The sequence below is a fragment of the Flavisolibacter ginsenosidimutans genome, from assembly GCF_007970805.1.
In the GTDB taxonomy this organism is placed as follows: Bacteria; Bacteroidota; Bacteroidia; order Chitinophagales; family Chitinophagaceae; genus Flavisolibacter; species Flavisolibacter ginsenosidimutans.
The window spans coordinates 4,434,143-4,460,679 of sequence record NZ_CP042433.1 but is presented as its reverse complement, the minus strand read 5'-3'; the positions used below and the strand labels follow the sequence as shown (position 1 = coordinate 4,460,679).

Annotated in this window: 21 protein-coding genes and 2 pseudogenes; 15 read left to right on the top strand and 8 right to left on the bottom strand. The window is 46.2% G+C overall.

Annotated elements, in window-relative coordinates; all coding sequences use genetic code 11:
- Positions 1 to 116: 116 nt before the first annotated feature.
- Both FSB75_RS19005 and FSB75_RS19000 read right to left on the bottom strand, forming a co-directional pair.
- Positions 117 to 1,457, bottom strand: a complete 1,341-nt coding sequence (locus tag FSB75_RS19005) for a sensor histidine kinase (protein ID WP_146790712.1) — start codon at positions 1,455 to 1,457, stop codon at positions 117 to 119.
- A gap of 23 nt (positions 1,458 to 1,480) precedes the next feature.
- The gene (locus FSB75_RS19000) at positions 1,481 to 2,836 is read right to left on the bottom strand and encodes a sigma-54-dependent transcriptional regulator (protein WP_146790710.1); all 1,356 of its coding nucleotides are present in this window, start codon (positions 2,834 to 2,836) and stop codon (positions 1,481 to 1,483) included.
- A gap of 229 nt (positions 2,837 to 3,065) precedes the next feature.
- Here FSB75_RS19000 and FSB75_RS18995 point away from each other — a divergent pair, with 229 nt between their 5' ends.
- Positions 3,066 to 4,319, top strand: coding sequence for an efflux RND transporter periplasmic adaptor subunit (locus FSB75_RS18995; protein WP_146790708.1), 1,254 nt, complete (start codon positions 3,066 to 3,068; stop codon positions 4,317 to 4,319).
- Between the two features lie 71 nt (positions 4,320 to 4,390).
- Here the strand turns inward: FSB75_RS18995 and FSB75_RS18990 are convergent.
- Positions 4,391 to 4,738: pseudogene (locus FSB75_RS18990) on the bottom strand (four helix bundle protein).
- A gap of 89 nt (positions 4,739 to 4,827) precedes the next feature.
- Between FSB75_RS18990 and FSB75_RS21890 the strand changes: the two are divergent.
- From FSB75_RS21890 to FSB75_RS18965, 7 genes and pseudogenes are all read left to right on the top strand, one after another.
- A complete protein-coding gene (locus FSB75_RS21890; RefSeq protein WP_172623225.1) occupies positions 4,828 to 4,995 on the top strand; it encodes a hypothetical protein in 168 nt (55 codons plus the stop codon).
- Between the two features lie 33 nt (positions 4,996 to 5,028).
- Positions 5,029 to 5,706, top strand: coding sequence for an ABC transporter ATP-binding protein (locus FSB75_RS18985; protein WP_146790706.1), 678 nt, complete (start codon positions 5,029 to 5,031; stop codon positions 5,704 to 5,706).
- Between the two features lie 56 nt (positions 5,707 to 5,762).
- A complete protein-coding gene (locus FSB75_RS18980) occupies positions 5,763 to 8,183 on the top strand; it encodes an ABC transporter permease (RefSeq protein WP_146790704.1) in 2,421 nt (806 codons plus the stop codon).
- A gap of 10 nt (positions 8,184 to 8,193) precedes the next feature.
- Positions 8,194 to 8,895: pseudogene (locus FSB75_RS22410) on the top strand (ABC transporter permease); the annotation flags it as partial.
- Between the two features lie 18 nt (positions 8,896 to 8,913).
- The gene (locus tag FSB75_RS18975; RefSeq protein WP_394345172.1) at positions 8,914 to 10,578 is read left to right on the top strand and encodes an FtsX-like permease family protein; all 1,665 of its coding nucleotides are present in this window, start codon (positions 8,914 to 8,916) and stop codon (positions 10,576 to 10,578) included.
- Positions 10,579 to 10,715: 137 nt separating this feature from the next.
- Positions 10,716 to 11,405, top strand: coding sequence for an ABC transporter ATP-binding protein (locus tag FSB75_RS18970; RefSeq protein ID WP_146790699.1), 690 nt, complete (start codon positions 10,716 to 10,718; stop codon positions 11,403 to 11,405).
- Positions 11,402 to 12,727, top strand: a complete 1,326-nt coding sequence (locus tag FSB75_RS18965) for a TolC family protein (RefSeq protein WP_146790697.1) — start codon at positions 11,402 to 11,404, stop codon at positions 12,725 to 12,727. The genes FSB75_RS18970 and FSB75_RS18965 overlap by 4 nt, the downstream gene beginning before the upstream one ends.
- 20 nt (positions 12,728 to 12,747) lie before the next feature.
- Here the strand turns inward: FSB75_RS18965 and FSB75_RS18960 are convergent, their stop codons facing one another.
- From FSB75_RS18960 to FSB75_RS18945, 4 genes are all read right to left on the bottom strand, one after another.
- Positions 12,748 to 14,673, bottom strand: a complete 1,926-nt coding sequence (locus FSB75_RS18960) for an ATP-binding protein (protein ID WP_146790695.1) — start codon at positions 14,671 to 14,673, stop codon at positions 12,748 to 12,750.
- Positions 14,674 to 14,677: 4 nt separating this feature from the next.
- Positions 14,678 to 15,196, bottom strand: coding sequence for a YfiR family protein (locus FSB75_RS18955; RefSeq protein WP_172623224.1), 519 nt, complete (start codon positions 15,194 to 15,196; stop codon positions 14,678 to 14,680).
- Between the two features lie 26 nt (positions 15,197 to 15,222).
- Positions 15,223 to 17,145 carry a TonB-dependent receptor plug domain-containing protein gene (locus FSB75_RS18950; RefSeq protein WP_146790691.1) on the bottom strand — a complete coding sequence of 641 codons (1,923 nt, stop codon included), beginning with the start codon at positions 17,143 to 17,145 and terminating at the stop codon, positions 15,223 to 15,225.
- Between the two features lie 80 nt (positions 17,146 to 17,225).
- On the bottom strand, positions 17,226 to 18,212 hold the full coding sequence (locus FSB75_RS18945; RefSeq protein WP_146790689.1) for a Gfo/Idh/MocA family protein: 987 nt from the start codon (positions 18,210 to 18,212) through the stop codon (positions 17,226 to 17,228).
- 116 nt (positions 18,213 to 18,328) lie between these two features.
- On the opposite strand from FSB75_RS18945, the gene FSB75_RS18940 reads away from it, so the two are divergent.
- Entirely contained in the window at positions 18,329 to 18,556 is a 228-nt protein-coding gene (locus FSB75_RS18940) for a YgaP family membrane protein (RefSeq protein WP_172623223.1), read from the top strand.
- 191 nt (positions 18,557 to 18,747) lie between these two features.
- Entirely contained in the window at positions 18,748 to 19,890 is a 1,143-nt protein-coding gene (locus FSB75_RS18935) for a lycopene cyclase family protein (protein ID WP_146790685.1), read from the top strand.
- A 39-nt stretch (positions 19,891 to 19,929) separates the two neighbouring features.
- Here the strand turns inward: FSB75_RS18935 and trxA are convergent, their stop codons facing one another.
- Positions 19,930 to 20,226, bottom strand: coding sequence for a thioredoxin (gene trxA, locus FSB75_RS18930; protein WP_146790681.1), 297 nt, complete (start codon positions 20,224 to 20,226; stop codon positions 19,930 to 19,932).
- Between the two features lie 159 nt (positions 20,227 to 20,385).
- Between trxA and FSB75_RS18925 the strand changes: the two genes are divergently transcribed.
- From FSB75_RS18925 to FSB75_RS18910, 5 genes are all read left to right on the top strand, one after another.
- A complete protein-coding gene (locus FSB75_RS18925) occupies positions 20,386 to 21,666 on the top strand; it encodes a UDP-N-acetylmuramoyl-tripeptide--D-alanyl-D-alanine ligase (RefSeq protein WP_146790679.1) in 1,281 nt (426 codons plus the stop codon).
- A complete protein-coding gene (locus FSB75_RS18920) occupies positions 21,666 to 22,121 on the top strand; it encodes a DUF983 domain-containing protein (RefSeq protein ID WP_146790677.1) in 456 nt (151 codons plus the stop codon). The genes FSB75_RS18925 and FSB75_RS18920 overlap by 1 nt, the downstream gene beginning before the upstream one ends.
- A gap of 96 nt (positions 22,122 to 22,217) precedes the next feature.
- Positions 22,218 to 22,739, top strand: coding sequence for a toxin-antitoxin system YwqK family antitoxin (locus FSB75_RS21885; RefSeq protein WP_172623222.1), 522 nt, complete (start codon positions 22,218 to 22,220; stop codon positions 22,737 to 22,739).
- The gene (locus FSB75_RS18915; protein WP_172623221.1) at positions 22,628 to 23,317 is read left to right on the top strand and encodes a toxin-antitoxin system YwqK family antitoxin; all 690 of its coding nucleotides are present in this window, start codon (positions 22,628 to 22,630) and stop codon (positions 23,315 to 23,317) included. Before FSB75_RS21885 ends, FSB75_RS18915 begins: the two co-directional genes overlap by 112 nt.
- A 187-nt stretch (positions 23,318 to 23,504) precedes the next feature.
- Positions 23,505 to 26,456 (top strand): M16 family metallopeptidase, encoded by a 2,952-nt coding sequence (locus FSB75_RS18910; RefSeq protein WP_146790672.1) that lies wholly within the window; start codon positions 23,505 to 23,507, stop codon positions 26,454 to 26,456.
- The last annotated feature ends 81 nt before the right edge of the window (positions 26,457 to 26,537 follow it).

The window sequence follows — 26,537 nt, the reverse complement described above, 5'->3', positions numbered from 1 at the left end:
AGTTTTATTGATGACGTAAAACTTTCAATGGGTATGGCGCAGCAATCAAAAGGTGCGGCTTGTTGGCACAAGCAAATTCGGTTGGCTAAAACTAACCCAAATTTTAATGCGCTTCTTTATGAAAACTGCATCACGAAAACCGTTCCCTGCCCCTGCTTCGATTGCACTTGTATCGTGCCTTTGTGCAGCATTACAATTTGTTTGCAAAGGCTAAGGCCAATACCGCTGCCGGTTTTCTTTGTGCTGAAAAAAGGGATGAAGATTTTGTCTACCACTTCATCGGCCATGCCGCTGCCGTTGTCGCCCACTTTGAGAATGATTTTTTTATCAAGCAACTGACCGGCGGAAAGAATGATTTTGGGTTGCGCCGCTTCTTTTACGGCTTCGAGTGCGTTTACAATAAGATTGATGAAAACCTGCTCCAGCAAGCTTGGGTCAGCCATCATTTGCAGATCGGTATTTTTGAGAATGATTTCCAGTTCAACGCCTTTTTGTTCAAACGTTGGCTGCATCAGTTGGTGCAAGTGCGCAAAGAGTTCGCGAACGTAAATTTTTTTAAGGTTAAGCGTTGTGATCTTGTTTAGGCTTCGATAAGTTTCGGCAAACTTTAAAAGGCCTTCGCTTCTTCGCTTGATGGTGTCAATGCCCAGTTCCAGATCTTCCACCGCATCGTCTTCAAGTTGCGTGCTTGCCAGTTGCAAGCGATTCTTCAATGTTTCGGCCAGCGAAGAAATGGGCGCCACGGAATTCATGATTTCGTGCGTCATCACGCTCAACAATTTTTGCCAGGCTTTTGATTCGGTTTCGTCCAAGGCTTCGTTCACATTTTGAAAGGCGATAAGCTTTGAACCCTTGCCGTTGATTTGAAAAGCCGATGCCGACAACAACGCTTTAAAGGTTGATTTCTCCAGGTGAACCGTTACGATGCGGGTTTCGGAAGGACGAATGGCCTGCAGTTCGGTAAACAAAGCTTCGTTTCGTTTTTGAAGGGAATGAATGGTGCGCAGGTACGGAAGTTCCAACAGTCTTTTGAGCGTTTCGTTCATCCAAATCACTTCGCCGCTTTCCACTTCGTAAGAAAGAATGCCCGTGTCCACCAACTCCAATATTTTTTGCAGGTATTGATACTGCGTTTCTTTTTCCTTGCTGATGACTTTGAAGGTGGTGTTGATTTCATTGAAGCCTTGCCGCAAGGGTTGAATATCGGCGGAAGCATGCTTTACATCAAACTGCCGGGAGAAATCTCGGTAATGAATGGCTTCTAAAAACTGGTTCACTTCTTCGTGCGTCTTTTTCTGAAACCGAAAAAATTCAATCATCTGGTAAATAAGAAAAGGCGCAATGAGCGCCGCCCATAAGTACCAGGCCTTCACCAAAAAAAACGAAGTTGCTGCCAGCGTCACAAAAAGCAAAATGCTCCGGAACAAAATGGCGGTGTATGAAGTTTTTGCAATCATGGTTTTTGTTTGGCGATGGGCCCTTAAATATCGTATTTACTTAGCCGTCTGTACAAAGCCGTTCTTGTTATCCCCAGTTCTTTTGCGGCTTTTGAAATGTTGCCGTTGTTTTTTTCAATCACTTTCAGGATGGTGTTTTTCTCAACAGCACTCAGGTTCGATTGGGCCGCTTCTTCTACTTCTACCAGCGCCGATTCGATGGGCGAGAACAAAATGTCTTTTGCCGACAACACATTTCCATCAGCCATGATTACCGCACGTTCGATGGCATATTGCAATTCGCGAACGTTGCCGGGGAAATGATAAGACTGTAACTTTTCTTTTGCGCTTTTATCCAGTTCCATTTCCGGCTTCATGTATTTAGACCGGTACATTTTAATGAAATGATTGGCGAGCAATAGCACATCAGTTCCGCGTTTGCGAAGCGGCGGCACCACAATCTCCACCGTATTGATGCGGTAAATTAAATCTTTGCGAAAGCGATTTTCGTTGGCCAACTCCGCAAGCGGAACGTTCGTTGCACAAATGAGACGAATGTCAATCGGCAGCGGTTCATTTGTACCAAGACGAACAATTTGCCTGTTCTGCAACACACTCAAAAGCTTTGCTTGTTGGTGCAGCGAAATGTTCCCGATTTCATCCAGGAACAAGGTGCCGGTGTTGGCGGCTTCAAAGCGTCCGGCGCGGTCTTCGCGTGCATCCGTAAAAGCGCCTTTTTTGTGCCCGAACAATTCGCTTTCAAACAGCGATTCGGTTAAGGCACCCACATCCACTTTAATGAAAGGCTTTGTCACCCGCAACGAAAATTGGTGAATTGCTTTTGCAATGAGTTCCTTTCCCGTACCGTTTTCGCCCAGGATTAAAATGTTGGCATCGGTGGGTGCAATCTTTTGAATCTTGTAAAAAATATCCTGCATCACCTCCGACTCGCCCAGCAATTCTTTTTCAAAAACGGAAGCTGTGTTTGACGCTCCGCCAGCGCTTTTGGCTTCCTTTTGCCGAACGGCTTCTTTGATGGTGGCGATTAGTTTTTCGTTGTGCCAGGGCTTTACAATAAAATCATAAGCGCCTTCTTTCAGCGAACGAATGGCAAGGTCAATGTCGCCGTAAGCTGTAATCATAATGACCGATGCCTTCGACTTAAACTCCTTAATTTTTTTCAGCCAGAAGATGCCTTCGTTGCCGGTGTTGATGGAGGCATTGAAATTCATGTCGAGCAGAATGACGTCAAAATCGCGTTTGCTTAAAAGGTTGCGGATGTTTTCGGGATTTTTTTCAATTACGATTTCTTTTACCTCCGGCTTCAAAAGCAGGCGCACGGCCGTAAGTACGTCCACGTCATCGTCAATTACAAGAACAGAAGCAGTCTTTAGCGACATATTGTTTTACAAAATTGGACAACTGCGAATCTAACAACATGCCATCACATAAGAATTTGAAAATGAAGACCGGTTTTTTTATGAGCGAAACCCTGTGTATCAAAAGCGGACAGTATTTGTTCGCATCCGAACACCTTCGTAGATTGGCGCTTTGCTAAATTGCTGAAAACCAATCTTCGCTTTTTTGGCACTTCGTTGCGTACAAAGTGTAGGGTTAAAACAAAACACTGTGGACAGAGTTATTGAAAAAAAAGGCTGGTCGAAAAAAAAGACACTTACACTTTCAGGCATCACAGCCCTTGCGATTCTCGTTGGCGGCAGCATTTACTTTACTTCCGGCAAATCGAAGGTGAACGTGGAGTCAGAACGCATTACGGTAAGCGAAGTAAAGAAAGGCCTGTTCCAGGAATTCATTCCCGTGAACGGAGTGGTACTGCCCCAAACCACTATTTATTTGGATGCCGTTGAAGGCGGCCGTGTGGAAGAAAAACTTGTGGAAGACGGTGCCATGGTGAAAAAAAATCAGCCCATTCTTCGTTTATCAAATACCGATTTGGAATTGAGTTTGGTGAACCAGCAAACAGCGGTTTATAATCTGCTCACGCAAATGCAGATTGCCAAGAACGCAGCGCAGCAAAACACCACGCAAAAACTTAATCAAAAAACCGACGTGGAGAATGCGTACAAAGAAGCCAAGCGTGTTTACGATCTCAATAAATATTTGTACGAACAAAAAGCCATTGGCTTGCAAGAATTCAAGCAAGCAGAGAATACGTTTAATTACCAGGTTGCACGTTTGAAACTTACCGATGATATCTTAATGCAAGATGCTTCATCGAATGCACAACAGGTTTCGCAAGCGGCACAATCGGCCAAAGGCTCGCAAAATGCACTGAACGTAATGCGCAAGAAAGTAGGTGACCTGATTGTTCGTGCGCCGGTTGACGGACAACTAACATCGCTGGATGCGGAGATTGGGCAAAGCAAAAACAAAGGCGAACGGCTTGGGCAAATTGACATCATCAGCGGCTACAAAGTTCGCGTTGACGTGGACGAGCATTACATTTCCCGCGTGTTCATCGGCTTGTCGGGCGAAACGACCGTTGCGAACCAGGATTACAAACTCAAGATCACAAAAGTTTATACCCAGGTAAACAACGGCCGCTTCCAGGTGGACATGTTGTTTGACGGGAAAGTACCCGATGGCATTCGTCGCGGGCAAACCTTGCAGATACGCCTCGCACTAAGCGACGAGACGCAAGCGTTATTGCTGAACAAAGGCGGCTTCTTTCAGCAAACCGGTGGCAATTGGGTGTATAAATTAAGCGCCGACGGCAGCACGGCTTACAAAGTGGACGTGCAACTGGGCCGCCAAAATCCGGACTATTATGAAGTGTTGAGCGGCCTGCAACCGGGCGATAAAGTGGTAACGTCGAGTTATGAGAATTACGGTAACATGCAGGAGTTGGTGATAAAGAAATAGCCGTCAGCAATCGGTTATCGGCTGTTAGATGTGAGCTAAAATTTAGAGGCGTCAAACCGATAGCTGACGGCTCAGAATTTATCACAGTAACAATAAATCATTTTTCTAATTTGTACGACTTCATCGCTAAGTTCTTTGTATAACTGTTCGGACAAATAACTCAGGTCTTTGCTTAAGAGTAGTTGATAGTGAAGTTCGGAGGAAGAGCCGGCCGCGATTGAAAAGAAGCGTTTGAGTTCAGCTGTTGATTCTCTTCCGCAACCTTCTGCGATATTGGTGGGAATGGAAGTGGAAGATCGGCGCATTTATGACGTAATTCCATAAACTTCTTCCTTGGGAAAGGTTTGGGTGGCCTTGTAAATGCGCAGTGTAAGCCGGTGACTTTTTTGCCAGAAATCAAGCAGTTGATAATTTCTCATAAACAGTTTATTATAAACTGAACTTAAACAAAAATCAACAACCAGGAGACTATAAGCTGAAAGCGGATGTCTCTGCCAAACCAACGATTATGAAATTGCTTCTATTGCTTTCGCTGCTTTGCATGCACAACGCTCCACTGCAACCGCAACAAGAGAAAAAGAAAACCGACAGCGTTAAAAAAGTTACAAAACCCGTTAAGGTGCACAAAGCATCGGCGCCACTCTATCCTTCTTTTTTAATCGTTGACATTTATTAAGAAGCCGTCAGCTCAAAGTTCAAACCCATCAACATGATAAAGATTCGAAACATGGAAAAAATCTACCGTACCGAAGACGTAGAAACGGTAGCCCTGAACAAATTGGACATTGACGTAAAAGAAGGCGAGTTTGTCGCGGTAATGGGGCCTTCGGGCTGCGGCAAATCTACCCTGCTCAATATTCTTGGCCTGCTCGATGATCCTGATGGCGGCAGCTTTCAATTTAACGGCATCGAAGTCGCCGGCTTCAACGAACGCAAACGTGCCGACCTGCGCAAGAAAAACATTGGCTTCGTGTTTCAAAGCTTTAACCTCATTGATGAATTGACCGTTTTTGAAAACGTAGAGTTGCCGCTCATTTATCTCGGTGTTTCTACTGCCGACAGAAAAGGCCGCGTGGAAGCCGTGCTGGATAAAATGCAGATTATGCACCGTCGTAACCACTACCCACAACAACTTTCGGGCGGGCAACAACAACGCGTAGCCGTAGCAAGGGCGGTGGTAAACAACCCAAAGCTGATTCTTGCGGATGAACCGACGGGCAACCTTGATTCAAGCAACGGCAACGAAGTGATGCAACTCTTAACCGATTTAAACGAACAGGGAACCACAATTGTAATGGTGACCCACTCCGAACACGATGCACGTTACAGCCACCGCATCATTCGCATGTTGGACGGACAAACGGTGTTGGAGAACATCATGGTGTAAACCGTTTGAAAGAAAGAATACACAAGCCGAAAGAATAACGACTTCAAATTAATTTTATGTTCCGCAATTATTTGAAAATTGCCCTGCGCAATTTTCGAAAGTACAAGGCCATTTCCTTCATTAATCTTTTTGGGTTAACGGTTGGCTTAACGTGTTGCCTGTTGATTTTGGCTTATATCCTGAACGAATTAAGCTATGATCGCTTTCGCAACGCAAAGAACATTTACCGCGTCGAACGCACCTTTTTGAACCCGCAAACCAAAGACGTCAACTTAAGCCTGTCGGCCATTGCGCCGCCTTTTGGTTCTTTGCTGCGAAACGATTTTAAAGAAATCAAAGTGCTCTCGCAGCTTCTGCAAAACTTTCCGACGCCCTTTCGCTTTGAAGAAAAAATGTTCAGCGAAAACAATTCGTTTTTCGGCGACGGTGATTTGCTTAATCTTTTCGATGTACACGTGTTGCGTGGCAATCCGGCAAAGGCTTTGGCCGAACCTTTCTCCGTAATGCTGACAGAAGAAACGGCAAAAAAATATTTCGGCAACGAAGACCCGTTGAACAAGGTCATTCGCATGAACAATCAGTTTGATTTGAAAGTAACGGGCATTTACAAAGCCTTCCCTTCCAATGCGCATCTTCATCCCGAAGTCCTGATTTCTTTTCCAACCCTGATGGATTCGGCAGTTTACGGCAAAAAGAATTTTGAAAACAATTACGGCAATAATGCTTTTTATACCTATGTGCTTTTGCCAGATAATTATGATCCGAAAAAATTAGAAGCGCAGTTGCCGGCCTTTCAAAACCGCCACATTCCGCCCGACAACAACGGGCTGACAAAAGCCTCCGATTATTCGTTGCTCACGCTGCGCAAGCTTACCGACATTCATCTCCAATCACATACGGACGACGAGGTTGAAGAGAACGGCGACATTAAACGGGTTTATATTTTTTCGATCATCGCCCTCGTCATTTTGCTCATTGCCTGCATCAATTACATGAACCTTTCCACGGCCCGTTCGGTGTTGCGCGGAAAGGAAATCGGCATCCGCAAAGTAGTGGGCGCAGGAAAAAAAGAACTCATTGCACAATTCCTGAGCGAGTCGGTTTTAATGTGCTGGATGGCCACGCTGCTCGCCTTCTTTTTCACCTGGCTTACGCTGCCTTTTTTAAACAAACTTTCGGGACAAAATTTAAACATCGCCATCTTGCTTAACTGGCATACGCTGTTGCCGTTGTCGCTTGTTCCGTTCGCCGTAGGTCTGCTTTCCGGCTTATATCCCGCGTTGTTTCTTTCGTCTTTTCAACCCATAAAAGTTTTGAAAGGCATTCTTAAACCGGGCAGCGGCGGCTTGTCGTTTCGCAAGGCGCTGGTGGTGGTGCAGTTCTCTATTTCCATTGTGCTCATCATTGCCACAGCCGTTGTTTTTCAACAGTTGCGGTACATGCAAAACAAATCGCTTGGCTTTGACAAAGACCGCATCGTAACGCTTTCGTACAACGGCGGCCTTACGCCCAAATACGAATCGTTTAAAAGCGAAGTGCTTTCCAGTGCAGCGGTTAAAAGCATGGCCCGCTCGTCGCGTATTCCCACGGGAAGATTGCTTGACAACATGGGCACGCAAATTAACAGAGGCGACAGCCTTACGCCTACACAAGCCGATATAAAATATGTGGTGGCAGACGAAGATTATTTATCCACTTACGGCGTGAAAATTCTTGCGGGCAGAGGCTTTTCAAATGCTTACGGCATGGACACGTCTTCGTTTTTGTTAAACGAAGCCTCTGTAAAAATTCTCGGCTTCAACACACCTGAGCAAGCCGTGGGCAAACAAATGGTTTACGGCGGAAACAAGGGACAGGTTGTTGGCGTATTCAACGATTTTCATTTTGAATCCATGCACCAACGCATACTGCCGCTGGTCATGTTCATACCAAAAAACTCAAATTATTACGGATTGACCGTAAAGCTTTCCGGCGATGTGCACAAAGGCCTTGCGCATTTGGAAAATACCTGGAAGAAATTCTTGCCTGAGGTTCCATTTGAATACACATTTTTGGACGACCGCTTTGCGAAGCTTTATCAATCAGAGGAAAGACAAAAAACCATCTTCACCGTTTTTGCCCTCATCGCCATTTTCGTTGCCTGTCTTGGTTTGTTTGGCCTTTCAGCTTTCACCATTTCGCAGCGGGTAAAAGAGATCGGCATTCGCAAAGTTTTGGGCGCAAGCGTCAACAGCATCGTTGGCCTTCTTTCCAAAGATTTCTTGTTGCTTATAGGCGTGTCAGCACTCGTTGCTTTTCCGGTTGCGGGATGGGCCATGTACAAATGGTTGCAGGATTTTGCTTACCGCATCAACCTGCAATGGTGGGTGTTTTTGTTAGCAGGTATGGTTGCCGCAGCCGTTGCCTTCTTCACCATTGGCCTACTGGCGGTAAAAGCAGCGAACAGCAACCCCGTAAAAAATTTACGAACCGAATAAAACCTTACGCATGTTCAAGAATTATTTGTTACTCGCCGTAAAACATCTGCGCAAGCAAAAAATATTTTCCGTCATCAACATACTTGGTTTAACGGTTGGCATTACCTGTTGCTTTCTCATTTATCTCTTCATCTTAAATGAACTGAGCTACGATAATTTTCACAAGAACGGGAAGAACATTTACCGCATCATGCGAACCGGCAACATGAACGGCGAAATGCGGGAAGTGCCTTACGTCTCTCCAGCTTATGCACCGGCGCTGGCCAACGATTATCCCGACGCCATTCAGAAAGTAGTGCGGGTGATGAAAGACAACGATCTGATTAGTTACAAGAACGTTTCCTTTAACGAACAAAACATTTTCATTGCCGACAGCAACTTTTTCAGCTTCTTTGATTTTCCGCTCGTCAGGGGGTCTGCGGCTACGGTGTTGAAAGACCCGAACAGCATTGTGCTGACGCAAACCGCGGCAAAAAAATACTTCGGCAACGATGATCCCATTGGAAAGGTTGTGCAGTTCAACAAGCAACAACAACTAAAAGTAACCGGCATTTGCGAAGACGTTCCGGTGAATTCGCATTTGCAATTCGACATGGTTGTTCCCATTGAAATTCTGCGCCCCGTTCAACCCGACTGGTTTACGCAATGGCCCAACAACGGGCTGTTTACTTATGTGCAATTAAACCCCGCCGTGGACCCGTCGCAACTAGAAAAAAAGCTCCCGGCTTTCATGGACAAATACTTGGGTGAATTTTATGCAAAATCCGGTTTTAAAATGGGGCTTATCATAAAACCGTTAAACCAAATTTATTTTGCTTCGGATGTTTTTGACAGCGTAAAGCACGGCAATAAAAAAACGGTGTACGTCTTTATGTCCATTGCCATTTTAATTCTGATCATTGCCTGCATCAATTTCATCAACCTGGCAACGGCAAGAGCAAGCGACCGGTCAAAAGAAGTAGGCTTGCGAAAAGTGCTCGGCGCCGTGCGAAAGCAACTCGTGGCACAGTTTATTCTCGAATCGGTTTTGTACGCCACCGTTGCCTGTCTTCTTTCCATTGGCCTGCTGCAATTGCTGATGCCGGCTTACACAAATTTGCTCGGTTATAAACTTCCTTCCTACTGGACAAATCCGTTAATCTGTGTTTTTATCATCGGCGTGATTCTGGTGGTTGGCCTGCTGGCCGGAAGCTACCCAGCGCTGCTGCTTTCCTCCTTCTCGCCCATTGAATCACTGAAAGGAAAATTAAAGCGCGGCAAGGGTGGTGCGTTTTTCAGAAAGGCACTTGTTGTGTTTCAATTCGGGATATCGGTTCTCCTTATCATTAGCGTGGTCGTAATCATGAACCAGATGCGGTACATCCACAACGCCGACCTCGGGTTCAACAAAGAACAGGAACTGATTGTAAAGTTTGACAACCTCGATATAGCAAACCACAAGACCCAATTCAAAGACGCCTTGTTAAACCTTCCTGCCGTACAAAGCGTTTCTCTTATGTCGGGCGAACCCGGCGGCTTTCACGACAGTTACAGTTTTGAAACCGAAGCAAACGCCGCGGATAAATTTTTATTCAACACCGAGTTTACCGATTTTGATTTTGTAAAAACACTCGGTCTTAAAATTATTGCGGGAAGAGATTTTTCGGAAAGCTTTCAAACCGATTCGGCGCAAGCGGTACTCATTAACCGCAATGCGGCAAGTAAGCTTGGCTACACACCGGAACAAGCGCTAGGCAAATGGATACGCAACCTGAACCGCGACAGCCTTCGCCGCACCATCATTGGCGTGGTGGAAGACTATCATTATGTTTCGTTGAAAGACCCCATCGGCCCACTGGTAATTTCGCCAGGAAGAGACAAGAGGCTTGCGCTCATCAAGCTAAAAACAACAAACCTTTCGTCAACGCTTGACGGCATCAAAAAACTGTACGCAGCAGCAGCGCCGGATTATCCGTTTGAATACAATTTTTTAGACGACCGGTTTGATCGTTTGTACCGCACGGAAGCAAGGCAGGAATCGGTGCTGAGCATTTTCTCCCTTATTGCCATTTTCATCGCTTGTTTGGGTTTGTTTGGTTTGGCTTCTTACACAGCCATCAAGCGAACAAAAGAAATCGGCGTGCGAAAAGTTTTGGGTTCTTCGGTGCAGAACATTGTGTTGCTTCTTTCGAAAGATTTATTAAAACCGGTTTTACTGGGAACCATCATTGCCGTTCCGCTGGGCTACTACGCCATGAACAAATGGCTGCAAGGCTTTGCGTACCGCATCAGTTTTCAATGGTGGATGTTTGCAGTTGCCATTCTTACAGCTGTAACCATTGCCATGCTGACGGTTGGTTTTCAGGCATTGAAAGCGGCGTTGGTTAATCCGGTAAAAAGTTTGCGAACGGAATAATCAGGAACTTCTATCTCATTGCACAATCGCACACAAGCTGTATCAAAAGCGTACATTCTGCGTTGTCGCCAACTGTCAAAGCACTTGTATTTGAGGCAGAAAAGAAATTGGTACAGCTTTGTACAAAAACAAACCGTATGATTCAACTGCAACATATTTCGAAGTGGTACACAATCGGCGGCAAACCGAACTTTATTTTAAAAGACATTAACCTCACAATTGCCGAAGGCGAATTTCTTTCGGTGATGGGCCCATCAGGTTCGGGTAAATCGACCTTGCTTAACATCATCGGCATGTTGGACATGCCCTCGGAAGGACGTTATGAATTTGCCGGACAATCGGTATATGATTTAAAAGAAAAACACCGTACAGAGCTTTACAAAAAAAACATCGGCTTCATCTTCCAGGCTTATCATTTGATTGACGAACTGACGGTGTACGAAAACATTGAAACGCCGTTGCTTTACCAAAACATCGAATTAGCTGAACGCAAAGCGATGGTAGCCGATACCCTTGACCGCTTCAACATGGTAGGCAAAAAAGATTTATTTCCCTCACAGCTTTCGGGCGGGCAACAACAACTTGTGGGCATTGCAAGAGCACTCATCGCCAAACCAAAGCTTTTGCTGGCCGATGAGCCAACGGGCAACCTCAACTCGAAACAAGGCGAAGAAATCATGCAACTTTTTAAAACCCTGAACGAAGAAGAAGGCATCACCATCATCCAGGTAACGCATTCGGAAAAGAACGCTGAATACGGCAGCCGGAAAATTGATTTGCTGGACGGACGCATTCAGCAACACATAAAAGAGAACCTTAGTTTATGAAACGGCGTGTAATTTTTGGAAGCTTCTTTTTTTTCTTGTTACGGATAACCGCATGGGCGCAGCATTTTACCTTGCAACAGTGCATCGACACGGCATTGGCAAAAAACATTTCCGTAAAGCAAAGCAGTTTGCTTGCGGAAACAGCCGAAGTAAATTTGAAACAAGCAAGGGCCAACCTTCTCCCCGACTTAAACGCAAACGTTAATCACGGCATAAACGAAGGCCGGAGCATTGATCCGTTTACCAATGCTTACGTAAACCAATCGGTGAATTACGCCAACTACGGCATTAATTCCGGCGTGGTTTTATTCAACGGCATGAGCCTGCAAAACAGCGTGAAGCAAACCGCATACGCATACGACGCGTCGCGTATGGAATGGCAGCAAGCAAAAGACAATCTTACGTTGAACGTGATCCTTGCTTATTTGCAAGTGCTGAACAACGAAGACCTCGTTTCTTCGGCCACAAAGCAAAAAGAACTGAGTGCAAAGCAACTGGAACGCCTTGACATTTTGGACAAGCAGGGCGCCGTCGCTCCTTCGCAGGTTTCGGATGTAAAAGGACAATTGATGAACGATGAACTGAACATTTTGAACTTGCGCAACAGCCTTCAAACAGCAAAGCTGACGCTGGCGCAACTGATGAACGTTCCGTACAGCGAAGCAATGAATCTTGAGCGCATCAACACAGAAGATTTTTTGACGGCTTACGCAAAAAGCAGCAGCGAAGTTTATGAAACAGCTTTGCAACAATTCTCACTTGTAAAAGCCGTTGAACTGCGCAAAAAAAGTTATGAATACGCGGTGAAATCCGCACGAGGCTCTTTGTATCCTTCGCTGGTTTTGGGTGGCAGCGTACAAACCAATTATTCAAGTGCGGCACAAAACGCCGGCGGAAAAATTTCGTACAAAGACCAGCTTTCAAACAACGTTTTTTCGGGCCTTAACCTTGGCTTGCGCATTCCTGTTTTTAATTCTTTTCGGGCAAAGAACAATATCAGGCTTGCCGGCATTGCATTGCGCAACAGCGAACTGGTAGAAGAAGGAACGAAGCTGCAATTGCAACAGCAAATTGAACAGGCGCACCTGAACATGACCAACGCTTACGAACGCTACAAAACGCTGCTGGAGCAGGTTTCGGCCTACACTACTTCGTTTAAGGCAGCGGAAGCAAGGTTTACAGCCGGCGTCGGAACATCGGTGGATTATCTCATTGCGAAAAATAATCTTGACCGCGCCAACATCAATTTAATCAGCACGAAGTATGATTTTGTGCTGCGCAAAAAGGTTTTGGATTATTACCAAAATGCAAACGCAAAATAAGGCAGGCTTCGCCGTAACAATCAGGAAGCCTTGTTTGTTTCTTTCGTTGATTTTGCGGCCGCATCTTGCAGGCCCGCGTCGTAAGGCAGGTAAATAAAAAAGGTTGTGCCTTCGCCGGTCTTGCTTTCCACATCAATGCAGCCTCCGTGGTTCTCGACAATTTTTTTGCAAAGCGCAAGGCCAATGCCGGTACCGGCGTATTTATCAATGGGGTGAAGGCGTTGAAAAATAGAAAAAACTTTTTCGGCGTATTCCTGGTCGAAGCCGATGCCGTTGTCGGCAAAACAAATTTTTAGAAAAGTATTTTCATCTTTTTGCAAAGAGTCTTGCACAAATGCATTGCGCGGCGTTACACTGTGTTGAATGGTGATCACCGGTTGCTTTTCGGAAAACTTCAGCGCATTGGTAAAGAGATTTAAAAAAAGCTGGTTCAGTTGCAGGGGAATGCCTTTTACCACCGGCAACGGTTCTGTGCGAATAAGGGCCTTCTTTTCTTCAATGTACAATTCAAGGTCGGTAATAACCTGGCGGATGACGTTGTTCAGATCAACAGCCACCGGCTCCGATTCGGTGCGGGAAAGACGGCTGTAATTCAACACGGCCTTGATCAAATCCGTCATGCGTGTAGCGGAAGAACCAATCTTACTCAAATACCGTTTTAAAATTTCGGGGTGTTGCGTGTTTCGTTCGCTCAACTCCGAAAAGGTTTTGATTTTACGCAGCGGTTCCTGCAAATCGTGCGAGGCCACGTAAGCAAATTGTTCCAGGTCGTGGTTTGATTTTTCCAACTCCGCGTTGACCTGTTTTAATTTTTCGTTTGCCTGCATGATGCTGGTAATGTCGTGGCCAATTACCAGCACGCGGTCAACAACGTTGTTCTCGTCGGTTAACGGAATAAAAAAGTTTTCAAAATAGTTTGACGACACCAGCGATTTGTACGCATGCTCGTGAATGAACTCGCCCTCAAAAGCCCGTTGCAGGTTTACCATAAACGGCGAATTTTTGAGCTGGGGAAAAAGCTGCAAAACGTTTTTACCAAGCAGTTCTTCCCGCGGCCTTTGATAGAGCTTGTCGGCCTTTTTATTCAGCACCAGAAAACGCAATTCTTTGTCGAAGACCGCAATTAAATCAATGGACGAATCAATGATGGTTTGAATAAAATTATTTTGCTCGTGCAGGGCAAGGTTGGCTTCCTGCAATTGGGCCGTACGCTGCTCTATCTTTTGTTCAAGATTTGCGTTCAGGGCCACGATCTCCGCGTTCTGTTCTTCAATTTGCGTGAGCATGTGATTGAAGGCATCGGTCAGCACGCCCAGTTCATCATCGTTCTTCTTTTTGGCCCGCACCGAATAATCTCTTTTATCGGAAACGATTTTTGCTTTACCGGCCAATTGCAAAATTGGATTGACAATGGTGCCCTGCAAGCGCCGTGAAAGAACAAAGGCAAACAGAAAAAGCACGCCGACGATAACAAGCCCGATGAGGCCGTAAAGAGCAAAGCGGTTGTAAACGGCTTTCAAATCGGAGCGCAGATACAAGGTACCGAGCCTGGTTCCCTCCTGTACCACGGGTTGAAAACCTTCCAGGTAGCCTTCTCTAAAATGATAATCTTCTCGTACAATCGGGGGAAAATCCATCGTCTCGTTCGGATAGGCGGCAAAGATTTTCCCTTCCTTGTCGTACACGCAAGCGGCAATAATGTTCTTTTGCGAATGCAGAGCCTTCAACAACTCCGTTGCGTCGTCTTTGCTTAAAAAAGCGAGGGAAGACGTAACGTTGGTTGCTGTAATTTGTCCCAGCGTTTCCAATTCGCGTTTGGTGATCTGGCGATAGCTTAGATATTCGTAAACAAAAAAAGCCGCGCAAGTCAACAACAAAACCGATCCGCAGATGGAGAGAATCAGCCGGACGAGTTTTTTTTGTATGGAGCTGCTTTTTTGTTTCATCTTTTTATTCAATCACATCGGCAATGCGTAAAAGTTTTGAACTGATTTGCAGGTCTGCGGCCTTTGCCTGCTTCACGTTTATCTGCAGGTGAAGCCTGTTGTTCTCCAAATAAAAACGAACAATACCGCCGCTTGTTGCAAAATTCTCGCCGTCGCTCACTGTAAGCATGCCGTGAGCCGACAACGAACGGGCAATCTCGGCGCTGTTGCTTTTGTTGATGTAAAGAATCTGGCAGTTCTTCACGTCTTTCACATCGTCGTAGCGTTGAACAACGATGGGTTGCCCGTTCATTTTTTCACCCTCTACGACGCGTTCAATATAAGGCCCAAAGGGGTCTTTGCCGAGAATGCCAATCACAAACGGAGCGTTGTTCAGCGCATCGGGCGGCCAGTTGACAAACTTTGAAAAGTTGAAAAGAAAAACAGCTTTTATCTGGTTTGCGGTTGTCGGTGTTTGTGCATTTGCAAACACGGTTGCACAGCAAAGCAGCACAAACAGTCCCCATTTTTGGAGAACGAACAAGGACTTGATATGACGACGGCAATTACTCAAAACCGGGCACTGATTTTTGCATAGACGCTACGGGGCAAATTAATGGTGCCAAACTCTGCATGATTTTCTTTGGCAAGATTTTGTCCCACCACGGCCAGTTCAAAACCCTTGTACGCATAGGCCAGCCGCGCATCAAACGTCCAATATGCCGGAACGTCGGCCGTTGCAAAAGTTTTTGCCAAACCATCCAGGTAGCGTGCGGTTACATCAAACTGGAAATGTTTCGGCAAGTTTAAGATGGATTGCAACAGCGCCTGGTTGCGTACGTCGTTTCCCAAATATTCCGGGTTGAAATTATGTCCCGGTTTCGGACCGATTTCTTTTGCAAAAAAAGTATAGCCGCCGCGCAGCCGCCAGTTCTTGTGCACCTGGTAATTGCCCGACAACTCAGCACCCCATGACTTTGCACTTGAACCGTTTTGAATTTGATAAGTCAACGTTCCGGGCTTTGCTTCCACGCTGTACACATCACGGTACTCGTTGTAGAACGTAGCAACGGAAAAAGAAGACAAAAGATTTGGCTGAATGCGATAGCCCAATTCATACGCATACAATTTTTCCGAAACAAAATTGGGTCCGCCGGCAACGCTTGGAACGTTTGGGGGTTGCAAGGTCATGGGCAAATAATAATCTACATCGAAACGGCTTGGCGTGCGCACGGCCCGCGAAGCGGCGGCCCATAATGTGCTGCGGCTTTTCACCCATGCCATGCGTACGCTCGGTTGCCATTCCCAGCCTGTGTACTCGTTGTGCAAAAACTTTGTACCGGCAGCAAGGCGGAGATTGTTTGTCAGTTGAAATTCATCTTGCACAAAAGCCGTGAACAAATCAAGTCGCTTAAACCGCGGCACGATGCCGGCGCCAGCGGTGTTGGAAAAAAATGCATCGTCTTTTACGTAACGGTAGCCTGCACCCCAAACAAAGCTTTGCTTTTTGCCAAGGCCGAAGCGGTGTTGAAAATCTGCGTCAACGGTATTCATCTTGTCGTACGAAGCCGTTTGCGCATCCTTGCGATAATAGCGGTCGAAATAAACCTGCAACGCGAGTTCCGAATTTTCGGTAAAAGTTCTCGTCCAGCGGCTCAAAATATTTTGTCCGTTCAGGGGCGAATTCGCCACCGGTGTTTTTCGTGTGCCGTCGTAATAATCGCCTTGCAACGTAAACGCATCTTTGGCCGAAGGCCGCCAGTCGGTTCGAAAGCCCGCCTGCGTTAACCGCCAGGCATCCTGGTTTTTTGTACCGTTTGACAATTCTGTTTTGTCACGGTCAAAATGTTGTCCGTAGATTTTGAAATTCGCCTTGCTGCCAATCTTTCCGCCGTAGCGCAGTGCGGCGTTGTCCTTCACAGAAGTTCCCGCAGCCACCGATGCGTAAAGACCCTGTGTTGCCGATGTGTTTTTGGTAACGATGTTGATGATGCCGTTTACTGCGTTAGCGCCCCACAGCGTTCCGCCGGGGCCGCTCACCACCTCGATGCGCTCCACATCTTCAAGCAAAACGTTTTGCTGCTCCCACAACACGCCGCCGTAAAGCGGTGTGTAAACCGTGCGGCCGTCAATCATGACCAAAAGCTTGTTTGCAAAAACGTTGTTGAACCCACGGGCACTGATGATCCAAACACTTGCGCTCAATTGCGCCACCTGAAGATTGGGCGCAAGACGCAAAGCTTCCGCAACGTTGGTAGCGCCGGAGCGGCGAATGTCTTCGTTGGTAATCACCTGAATGGCTGATGCGGCTTCGGAAAGTTTTTCCGGCGAACGGGAAACCAGGGTAATCTCAACGTTGATGAGGTCTTCAATGGGAAGGCTCTTTAATTCTTTTGGCGATAGCACCGCCTGGGTATAACCGTTAAATGCGGCAAGCAAAAAAAGCAAGGTGAGGACGGGCCTCAGCCGCACGGGCTTGTTTTCGTTTCGCATGGAGGGAATTGATTAACCTTGTTTCGTATTCGGTACGTAAAAATAGTTCTTGTCGGCAATTCAAAAGCATTTCGCTGCCGCTATATGCGCAGCGAAGCCGTCATGGCTTCCATCATCTTCATCACGATAAGGCCTTCTTCTGCCGAACAGGGATTGGGTGAATGGCCAAGAAAATATTCCACTGCTTTTTGAATCATCGGTTGTTGTACGTGTTGCGGTTTGTCAAATTCAAAACGCGTTTCTTTTCCTTCTTTTATAAGAACAAGGGGTTGCTGATCGAAAACCGAAAAACGAAGGCTGCCTTTTGTTCCAACAATCTCGCACAAATCTTTTCTTTCAGAAACCGTAAAGGCCCAGGCGCCGTTGAACAGAATATTGTTTTTAAAAAGAGCCTGCCCGCTCACAGTGTCGTCGGCATTGTATAGTTGTGAAGCGTTCAACGAAAGGCCACTTGTTGTAAGTGGCTCGCCAAAAAAATAAAGCAGTAAATCCAATTGATGCGGTGCCAGATCGTAAAATAAACCGCCGCCCGAAATGCTTGGATCAATGCGCCAGTTCTCTTCTGTTTTTGCCACCACGCTTGTGTTGTAGGGTTGAAAGAATTGCAGGTTTACAAAGCGTACATCGCCGAGGGCTTTTTCGTCCAACAATAATTTTAATTGAAGAAACAAGGGTTGTTGCCGGCGGTAGTGCGCAACGGTTAGTTTGCTTCCGGTTTCTTGCGAAGCCTGCACCATACGTTCAGCCGCCGAAGCATTTAAGGCCATTGGTTTTTCCACGTAAACGGGTTTGCCCGCACGCAAGGCTTCGGTGGTGTATTCTTCGTGGTTGAGCGGCGGCGTGGCCACGTAGATGGCGTTCACGTCCGGATCGTTGATTAATTCCGATGCGTTGCTATACCATTTGGGCACGCCGTGCCTCTCTGCATAATCTTTTGCCTTGGCTGCGTTGCGCCGCATGACGGCAACGAGCTTCGATTGCGGCACTTTGTTAAACGCAGGCCCGCTTTTTACTTCGGTTACGTCGCCGCAACCGATGATGCCCCAGTTGAGATTTTGCTTGTTCATAACGGCGTAAAGCTAAAAGAGAAATGCCAGGGTTTTGATGCGTGCCTCGCAGCGGTCGCTGATGAAGGTCATAAAATATCTTTCGGAGCCAAAATAGCTTAGCCAAAATGTTTCATATGAAAAAGAACACGGCAATTCTTGATCGTTTTTTGCGGCTGGTGGCCGCTGTTATTCTCGTCGTTTATTCATTTAAGACAACACTGATTGCTCCCTGGAATTATGCGCTGCCGTTGATTGCGGTTGTTCTTTTGTTGACAGCCCTTACCGGCTTTTGCCCCTTTTACCGCTTGCTGGGCATTGACACACGCCAGTTTAAGGAAAGCGATTTCGCTGCAAAGAAATAGGCGCTTTCTTTAAATCCATTTTACACACTTGGCATCATGGCTCTGTGATTAAATAAGTACAGCACTGTTCTGAACGCACAAGAGTGCGACGCAAGAGAAGCGCAATAGCAGCACTGCAGCCCGGAACAAAATAATTCCCTTGTTTCTCCTGTGCGCCGCAACTTTACAGCTTCAATTTTGTTTACCCTTTCATGCCGCTAACGCAGTACGATTACATCATTGCCGGAACGGGTTGCGCAGGACTAAGCCTTGCGTTACACATGCTGCAATCGGGCAAACTCCACAACAAAAAAATTTTACTGGTTGATGAAGCTCTCAAGAACAAAAACGACCGAACCTGGTGCTTTTGGGAAAAAGAAAAAAGCTTGTTTGAACCCATTGTCTTTCGGCAGTGGGACAAGCTTTGGTTTTACGGCGAAGGCTTTGGCAAAGAACTTTCCATTGCGCCGTACCGCTACAAGATGATTCGCGGCATTGACTTCTATAATTATTGTTTTGAGCAATTAAAGACGCAATCAGATTTTCATTTTTTGCAAGGCAAAGTTGAACGGCCTTTTTCGTCGGAGAAAACCGGCGTTGTTGTAAACGGCGAAACGTTTTACGCAGACTACGTTTTCAACAGCATCTTGTTTGAAAAGCCTTTGCTGACAGAAAAACAACACTGGCTGCTGCAACATTTTAAAGGCTGGCAAATAAAAACAAAGCATCCGGCATTTGATGAAAGCCACGCCACGCTAATGGACTTTCGCACGGAACAAGAACACGGTACAGCCTTTTGTTACGTGCTGCCTTTTGCGGGGAACGGAGCTCTTGTTGAGTACACCTTGTTCACACCGGCCTTGTTGAAGGAAGAAGACTACAACGAAGGATTAAAACGCTACGTTGAAGACGTCCTTGGCATTCATGATTACGAAATCAGCGACACGGAATTCGGCGTTATCCCCATGACGGATTATCGTTTTCCGCCGGCTCAAAACAAGATCATCAACATTGGCACAGCAGGCGGGCAAACAAAAGGTTCAAGCGGCTATACGTTTTATTTTATTCAACAACACAGCAAGGCACTTGTGGAAAGTTTAGTAAAAACGGGAAAACCTTTTACAGCCAAAACGCCGCCGCGTTTTCATTTTTACGACAGTGTGTTGTTGCACATTCTACAAAACAATACCCTGGCCGGCAACGTAATTTTCAGTACGCTTTTTCAAAAAAACAAAGCAGCGGACGTGCTGACGTTTTTAAACAACGAGTCCTCGCTGCAACAAGAGTTGAAGATTATTTCTTCCTTGCCCACAATGCCTTTTTTGAAAGCGGCAGCAAAAAATTCTTTGGGCTGAAAATGCGAAATTGATTACGGCAGTACAGGCCGTGAACCTTTAACTGTTTTGATTGACAATCTGCACCAACGTGTTTGCCGGCACCACTCCCGACTGCCGCCATTTTACTTCTCCCTTTTTAAAAAGAATCAGCGTGGGCACACCCTGAATGCGGAATTGTTCGGCCACTTCGCGGTTCTTGTCCACGTCCACTTTTAAAATAGTGGCCTTGTCGCCGAGTGCTGTCTTTGCTTCTTTTAAAATGGGCGCCATCATTTTGCAGGGCCCGCACCATTCGGCGGAAAAATCAACCAGTACCGGCTTGTCGCCGTTGAGTATTTCGGAGAAACTTGCCATTTTGTTTTTTATGAATACTGCATAGAATGTACCAGAACAGTATTGGATGACAGATGAGGGATAACGGATGACGGCTTTGCAACAGTTAGGCTCCGCCTTGGAAATTCTGTCATCTTACATCTTTCATCCGTCATCTCTCTCTCCGCTTACTTTTGTTCCATGACCATCGCAGAACTTTACGCTATTTACCAACAACATCCCACGGTGCAAACCGACACCCGCAAGCTGCAAAAGGACGACCTGTATTTTGCGCTGAAAGGCCCCAACTTTAACGGCAATGCTTTTGCTCAAAAAGCGCTTGAACAAGGCGCGGCTTATGCCGTAATTGATGAAGCCGATTATGCAATAAAAGACAAAACAATCTTGGTTGACGATGTGTTGCAAACGCTTCAACAGTTAGCCTTGCATCACCGCAAACAATTCAATATCCCTTTCCTCGCCATTACGGGCAGCAACGGAAAAACCACGACAAAAGAATTGATTCACGCGGTTCTATCTACTGCATTTAAAACCTATACCACTGAAGGCAATCTGAACAACCACATCGGCGTGCCGCTGACCATTTTGAAAATTAAAAGCAATGCGGAAATGGCGGTGATTGAAATGGGCGCCAATCATCAAAAAGAAATTGCTTCGTATTGCGTAATTGCGTTGCCCACACACGGTTTGATAACCAACGTAGGCAAAGCGCACCTCGAAGGCTTTGGCGGCGAGGAAGGTGTGCGTAAAGGCAAGGGCGAATTGTTTGATTTTATTCGCCAAAACAACGGCAGCGTCTTTCGCATGAACGATTACGATTACCTGCGCGACATGAGCAAAGGCATTGCAAACGTTTTTACTTACGGTACAAAAGATGCTGACGTGGTAGGCAACGTTGCGCAGAGCGATCCGTTTTTGGAAGTAAACTTCACCAAAGGGTTTGAAGGCGAAATTAAAACCTCGTTGGTCGGAAGTTATAATTTGCCAAACGTATTGGCCGCCGTTGCAGCGGGGAAAAAATTTGGTGTGAATGATGAAAAAATAAAAGCGGCGATTGAAGCTTATTCGCCGTCGAACAGCCGCTCGCAACTGGTGCAGAAAGGCAGCAACAAAATCATCTTGGATGCCTACAACGCAAACCCAAGCAGCATGAAAGCCGCCATCGAAAACTTTGCGAAAGCCGAAGGCGATAGCAAGTTTTTAGTACTCGGCGGCATGGCCGAATTGGGGCAGGAAAGTTTGCAGGAGCACAAAACACTTATCGACGAGATAGCAAAACATAAATGGAAGGCCGTTTTGCTGGTAGGTGGTGATTTTCTAAAAACAGAACATCCTTTTCTTTCGTTTGCAAAACCAGAAGAAGCTGGCGAATGGTTGCAAAAGCAAAATCTTCAAAACGCTTTTTTTCTGATCAAGGGTTCGCGCAGCATGCAAATGGAAAAAGTGCTGAATTATTTGTGATGAAAACCGAAAGGCCCAACCGTGGCTATCTCGAAACCGTCTTTACCTGCCGCTGCCCGCGCTGCCGCGAAGGTAAATTGTTTAAATACCCGCTTACATTTCGATTTAAACGCAACATGGAAATGTTTGAAGCCTGTCCGGTTTGCGGCCAGCCTACCGATATTGAAGTGGGCTTTTATTACGGCACGGGTTACATAAGTTACCTCGTTGCGCTTTTCATTTCCGCCGTCAGTTGCCTGCTTTGGTTTTTGTTCATCGGCTTTTCCTTTCAGGACAACCGCTTTGCCGTTTGGATCATTGTCAATTCCGTTGGACTCTTGCTTTTGCAGCCCTGGCTTATGCGTTTTTCCCGCGCCTTGTGGCTTTCGTTTTTTGTGCACTACGATGAAGATTGGGAACACACGGAACCCATCGCTCCGGAGCGTGTAAACGAAGAGCAGAAGAACAACTGGTGAGGGTTAGCAATCAGTAAAGTCATCATCAGTTTACGCTTACCTACAATCTTGACTTTAGCGTATCAATCCTATACCTTCATCGCAGAAAATTTTCGGATGAAATACACAATGTTGCTTTTCATTTTAACAACGAATGCATTTGTTGGGATCTGTCAAGAGAGGTTTACACGTAAAGAAGAAGCTACCAACTCTTACGTTGATTCGTTGCCAGAGGGGAAGTGGATTGAGTATCTCGATTCGTCATCAGCACCTATAGCCAAAGAAAAAGCCGTCTATTACGGACTTATGGTGTACCACAAAGGAAAAAAGGATGGAATGGTGCGCTACTACTCTGTGGCTGGCGATCGTTTGCAAACAGAAACCCCTTTTCTCAACGGCCTGCGCAACGGAGTTTCCCGAACGTATTATTCCGACACCATTTTACTGAAAGGGTTGTTCCCGTATCAAACGACTCGCTGGAAGGAATGGTTTACAATTACTATCGAGATGGCCGCATCAAATCCGAATTGCTTTTCAAACGGGGAAAGAAGCAAGGAACTGAAAAAGATTATTACGAAAACGGTATGCTGCAAAGCGAAATTCCGTTTGTCGATGACGAAAAAGAAGGATGGGCTTTGAGCTATTTTCAAAACGGAAACTTAGCCAGAAAAACCCATTACGTGCGGGGTCAGATTGTGGGTGTTGCTCACAATTACTTCGAAAACGGGCAATTGGAAAGCGAAACAACTTATGAAAACAACCAAAAGCATGGCATTACGCGGTGGTATGGCGAAAACGGCAAAATTAAGAGCGAGATTCCGTTTGTGAGCGGCCGGATACTCGGCATGACGAAGACTTATTATGAGAGCGGAAAGCTTCACATGGAGATTCCTTATGAAGATTTGACGATCAATGGTCTGATGTATAGTTATTACGAAAGCGGCGCGAAGCAGGCGGAAATTTTCTATGTAAAGGGTAAAGCAGAAGGTGTTGCCAAAGAGTTCTATGAAAAGAGCGGCAAGCTGCAATCCGAGACGCCGTTTGTAAATAACGTTCCGCACGGTTTAGTCAAGCATTATTATGAAACCGGCAAATTAAAGTCCGAGACAACCTTTGTTCAGGGGGTACCGAACGGATGGTCAATAGAATATTTTGAAAGCGGCGACATCAAATCGCAAATCCGTTATGAGAACGGCAAAGAAGTAGAGACGAGATAACAGATAAAGGCAAAAGCAATCAACAACATTCCTTGCCCTTCCCTAATTTTTTGATAAACGGCATCGCACAAAACCGATTATGCCTTTATTTTACGCCTCGCTTCTTTTGACGGGATTGGGATCAGGCCGGACGGAATAACATCACCCTTACACAACGTTGTCAAACCTTTCTACTAAATAAACACGTATGAAGTTCACACACATGCTCTTCCTGCTGCTGCTTACCGCCAGCCTGCAGGCACAAAAAAAGTACGAATGGAAGACCGCCACCGCCGCGGGCTACACCTACAAGTACGTCACGAACGACCCAACAGCCACGCGTTTTTATACGTTGAAAAACGGTCTTACCGTGGCGCTTTCGCCCAACAAAAAAGAGCCACGCATTGCCACCCGCATTGCGGTGCGTGCCGGCAGCAATACCGATCCGAAAGACCATACGGGTTTGGCGCATTACCTCGAACACGTGCTGTTTAAAGGCACCGATAAATTTGGATCGCTGGACTGGCAAAAAGAAAAGCCTTACTTAGACCAGATTGATGCTTTGTACGAACAATACAACCACACAACAGATGCAGCGCAACGCAAAGCCATTTACCATACCATCGACAGCGTATCAGGTGCGGCGGCCAAATACGCCATCGCAAACGAGTACGACAAGATGATGGCCTCCATCGGTTCGCAGCGTTCCAATGCGCACACATCGGTGGAAGAAACCGTTTACGAAGAAGACATTCCATCCAGTGCCATTGATAAATTCCTGGCCGTTCAATCGGAACGTTTCCGCAATCCGATCTTCCGCATTTTCCACACGGAGCTGGAAGCGGTGTACGAAGAGAAAAACCGTTCGCTTGACAACGACGGTTCAAAAGTGTTCGAGACCATGTTCGCCTCCTTGTTTCCCACACACAACTACGGGCAGCAAACGACCATCGGTACGATTGAGCACCTGAAAAATCCTTCGCTCAAAGCCATTCGGGAATACTACTACAAGTACTATGTGCCTAATAACATGGCCGTTGTTTTTTCCGGCGATTTTAATCCCGATCAAATGATCAAGAAGGTTGATGCAGCGTTCAGCTACATGCAGCCCAAACCCGTGGAAGGCTACAAAGGTCCTGTTGAAGCAGCCGTGAAAGGCCCCATTGTAAAAGAAGTTTACGGACCCACGGCCGAAAGCATGCGCATTGCCTACCGCGTTGGTGCTTCCGGTTCGCGTGAAGCGTTGCTTGCCGACTTGACCGCTGCCATTTTATCCAACGGCAAAGCCGGTTTGCTTGACCTGAACCTGAACAAAGCGCAAAAAGTATTGGGTGCCAGTGCCGGTGCTTACGGGTTTAAAGACTACGGCGTATTCATGCTCGTTGCCAATCCGAAGCAAGGACAAACACTGGAACAGGTAAAAGACATTTTGCTAGAGCAAATTGACAAGTTGAAGAAAGGCGAGTTCGACGAGTCGCTTATCAAAGCAATTGTTGCCAACCGCAAACTATCGGAGTTGCAGGCCCAGGAAGACAACACAAACCGCGTTGTAGAAATCGTGGACCAATTCATTAAAAACAAAGACGCGGAATGGGACCAGGATGTGGCACAACTTGATGAAATGGGCAAGGTATCGAAGAAAGAAATCGTTGACTTTGCGAACAAGTTTTTTCAGAACGACAACTACGTTGTGATTTACAAACGCAAGGGCGAAGACAAGAGCATTGTAAAAGTGGAGAAGCCGCCAATCACACCCGTTGAAACCAATGCCGGCAAACAGTCGGCTTTTGTAAAATCCGTTACCGCAACACCCCTGGCTTCGACACAGCCCGTTTGGATAGATTACAACAAAGACATTCAAAAAGGCAAGGCCGGTCCGGCTAACGTGTTGTACGTTCCCAACAAAGACAACAGCCTGTTCCGTCTGCACTACTATTTCAACCAGGGTACGTTCAACAACCGCTTGCTGCCAATCGCCTTACAGTATTTGCAATTTTTAGGAACCGACAAAGCAACGGCAGAAGAGATCACGAAGCAGTTTTACAACATCGCGGCTTCTTTCTCGACAAACGCCGGTAATGAAGAAACGACGATCACCATCAGCGGCCTGCAGGAAAATTTTGACAAAGCCGTGAGTTTGTTTGAAAACCTGTTGCGCAATTGCAAGGTTGATGAAACAGCGCTGGCCTCGTTGAAAGACCGTCTTTTAAAAGCAAGAACCAACACGAAGATGAACAAGCAAGCCATTGCACAAGCCGTTCGCAGCTACGCCGTGTACGGCGCAAACAATCCGTTCAACTACGTGCTGACCAACGAAGAAATCAAGTCGTTGAAAGCCGCTGATCTCGTTGCTCTTCTGCATTCGCTGACAAACTACAAACACGATGTGCTGTATTACGGTCCGTCGCCGCTTGCAAAAGTTAGCGCCGATGTGGCCAAGCTTCACACCATGCCAGCAACGTGGACCGCAGCACCAAAAGCCGTTGTATTTAAACCGTTGAAGCAAACCAGCAACCAGGTGTTGTTTACCGATTATGACGCGGTACAATCGGAGATTTATTGGGTAAAAGATTTGGGACAATACGACCCTGCGCAGTCTGCAAAGATTGACATCTACAACAGTTATTTTGGCGGCGGTATGGGTTCGGTTGTTTTCCAAACCATTCGCGAATCGAAAGCGCTTGCCTATTCAACCTTTGCCGTGGTGCAAACACCCGCGAAGAAAGAAGACGATTACACCTTCATTGGTTACGTGGGCAGCCAGGCCGACAAGATGAACGATGCCATCAACAGCATGAATGATTTGTTGAAAGACCTGCCGAAGACGGATCAGAATTTCGAAAACGCCATCAAGAGCGAGAAGAAAGACATCGAAACGCAGCGCATTACCAAAGACGACATCATCTTCAACTACCTGCGTGCGCAAAAGCGTGGCCTGAACGATGACGTGCGCAAATCCATTTACGGCAATTTGAACAAACTGACGCTGGCTGATTTGGCAACCTATCATCAACAACAGTTTCAGAACCAGCCGTTCACCTACACGGTGATTGCGTCGGAAAAAAGAATCAGCATGGATGATTTGAAAAAGTACGGCGAAGTAAAGCGGCTGAACGTAGATGATTTGTTTGGTTACGAGAACGTGAACAGAGGAATGTAAACTTCTTCCCTTGCAACATACAAAGACTCAATCACAATTGTGATTGAGTCTTTTCTTTTAGAACCGGCAAAAAAACCGACT

Coding starts and splice junctions, on each gene's coding strand:
- FSB75_RS18975 (WP_394345172.1), top strand. CDS start 8,914: ATGGACAAATACTTGGGTGAATTTTATGCAAAATCCGGTTTTAAAATG.
- FSB75_RS18985 (WP_146790706.1), top strand. CDS start 5,029: ATGATAAAGATTCGAAACATGGAAAAAATCTACCGTACCGAAGACGTA.
- FSB75_RS18945 (WP_146790689.1), bottom strand. CDS start 18,212: ATGAACAAGCAAAATCTCAACTGGGGCATCATCGGTTGCGGCGACGTA.
- FSB75_RS18970 (WP_146790699.1), top strand. CDS start 10,716: ATGATTCAACTGCAACATATTTCGAAGTGGTACACAATCGGCGGCAAA.
- FSB75_RS18910 (WP_146790672.1), top strand. CDS start 23,505: ATGAAGTTCACACACATGCTCTTCCTGCTGCTGCTTACCGCCAGCCTG.
- FSB75_RS18980 (WP_146790704.1), top strand. CDS start 5,763: ATGTTCCGCAATTATTTGAAAATTGCCCTGCGCAATTTTCGAAAGTAC.
- FSB75_RS18920 (WP_146790677.1), top strand. CDS start 21,666: ATGAAAACCGAAAGGCCCAACCGTGGCTATCTCGAAACCGTCTTTACC.
- FSB75_RS18960 (WP_146790695.1), bottom strand. CDS start 14,673: ATGAAACAAAAAAGCAGCTCCATACAAAAAAAACTCGTCCGGCTGATT.
- FSB75_RS18940 (WP_172623223.1), top strand. CDS start 18,329: ATGAAAAAGAACACGGCAATTCTTGATCGTTTTTTGCGGCTGGTGGCC.
- FSB75_RS18950 (WP_146790691.1), bottom strand. CDS start 17,145: ATGCGAAACGAAAACAAGCCCGTGCGGCTGAGGCCCGTCCTCACCTTG.
- FSB75_RS18965 (WP_146790697.1), top strand. CDS start 11,402: ATGAAACGGCGTGTAATTTTTGGAAGCTTCTTTTTTTTCTTGTTACGG.
- FSB75_RS19000 (WP_146790710.1), bottom strand. CDS start 2,836: ATGTCGCTAAAGACTGCTTCTGTTCTTGTAATTGACGATGACGTGGAC.
- FSB75_RS18935 (WP_146790685.1), top strand. CDS start 18,748: ATGCCGCTAACGCAGTACGATTACATCATTGCCGGAACGGGTTGCGCA.
- FSB75_RS21890 (WP_172623225.1), top strand. CDS start 4,828: ATGAAATTGCTTCTATTGCTTTCGCTGCTTTGCATGCACAACGCTCCA.
- FSB75_RS18925 (WP_146790679.1), top strand. CDS start 20,386: ATGACCATCGCAGAACTTTACGCTATTTACCAACAACATCCCACGGTG.
- FSB75_RS19005 (WP_146790712.1), bottom strand. CDS start 1,457: ATGATTGCAAAAACTTCATACACCGCCATTTTGTTCCGGAGCATTTTG.
- trxA (WP_146790681.1), bottom strand. CDS start 20,226: ATGGCAAGTTTCTCCGAAATACTCAACGGCGACAAGCCGGTACTGGTT.
- FSB75_RS21885 (WP_172623222.1), top strand. CDS start 22,218: ATGAAATACACAATGTTGCTTTTCATTTTAACAACGAATGCATTTGTT.